Source organism: Streptomyces sp. NPDC005574, from assembly GCF_040605435.1.
Classification (GTDB): Bacteria; Actinomycetota; Actinomycetes; order Streptomycetales; family Streptomycetaceae; genus Streptomyces.
The window spans coordinates 1-1067 of record NZ_JBEXCW010000361.1 but is presented as its reverse complement, the minus strand read 5'-3'; the positions used below and the strand labels follow the sequence as shown (position 1 = coordinate 1067).

General features: G+C 63.7%; 1 protein-coding gene and 1 pseudogene. One reads left to right on the top strand and one right to left on the bottom strand.

The annotated features are described in order from the left end of the window. Positions 1 to 30: 30 nt before the first annotated feature. Positions 31 to 807, bottom strand: a complete 777-nt coding sequence (locus ABZT03_RS44750; RefSeq protein WP_356050111.1) for a helix-turn-helix domain-containing protein — start codon at positions 805 to 807, stop codon at positions 31 to 33. A 25-nt stretch (positions 808 to 832) separates the two neighbouring features. On the opposite strand from ABZT03_RS44750, the pseudogene ABZT03_RS44745 reads away from it, so the two are divergent. Beyond that, positions 833 to 925, top strand: a pseudogene (locus ABZT03_RS44745) (transposase); the annotation flags it as partial. Between the last annotated feature and the right edge of the window lie 142 nt (positions 926 to 1067).

Genomic DNA, 1067 nt, shown 5'->3' with positions numbered 1-1067 from the left:
AGCGACACGCGACGGCCCCATCCCCAACCATCAGGGACAAAAGGGGCGAACCGACCAACCGGTCAGCAGCTCACAACCCCTGACGAATCGAGGTCGATAGTAGGCAACAGATCGATCATAGAGACGCAACAGAGTGCTGCGATCAGATATGAATTCCTCGTCGTACCGTGTTGGCTGCGGGGATCCTATGATCTTCCTTGCGGGGAGCCGTTCTTCGATTCTTTGGTCGGCCTCAACGCACGCACTTGGTTCTGGCTGCGATCCCATGTGAGCAAGGATTTGGAGTTGTTTAGAAGCTCCGCGTTCAACGAGCACCCCGGGAAGGTGTTCCGCGTCCACGATCTGCACGAACACCTCGGCCTGTCCAGCGGCGAGCCCTCGATCAACGTCACCCGCTCCCGCCTGGGACGACTCGTCCGCCAGGGATTCCTCGAGCAACCCGGACGTGGCCGCTATCAGAAACGGACTTAACGCCCTCTTAAATCGCAACGCGAGGCACTGGGCGGCCCCGGCCTGCCGCACCCACTGCTGCAACTGCCTGCGCTCAGCATCGTCGAGGATCAGGTCGACCTTCGGCCGGCCGATCCGGCCGGCGTCCTCAAGCCCGGCCATCCGCTCTGCGGCGAAAGCCCGACGCCACCTGCCGACCGTCTTGGCCCGGACACCGACGATCCGTGCGACACCCGCGTTTGACATGCCGTCAGCACACGCCAGGACGATGCTGGCCTTCTCTGCCGAGCGCCGGTGCGGCATTCTCGCCCGGCACACCAACTCGGCACGCTCCGCCTCGGGCAACGTGACCGCCACACAGAAGACCCCGAATGCGACATGACAGCTGACAGGGTTCCTGCTGCCCGCGTACTCACCGGACCTGAACCCCGTTGAGTGGGTATGGGCCCACGTCAAGCGCAGCATGGCCAACCGTGGTCTCCCTTTCGCGAAAGACTGGGCCGCCCGGCGCAGGATCTCCCGCTCCAGCCTCGATTCGTCAGGGGTTGTGAGCTGCTGACCGGTTGGTCGGTTCGCCCCTTTTGTCCCTGATGGTTGGGGATGGGGCCGTCGCGTGT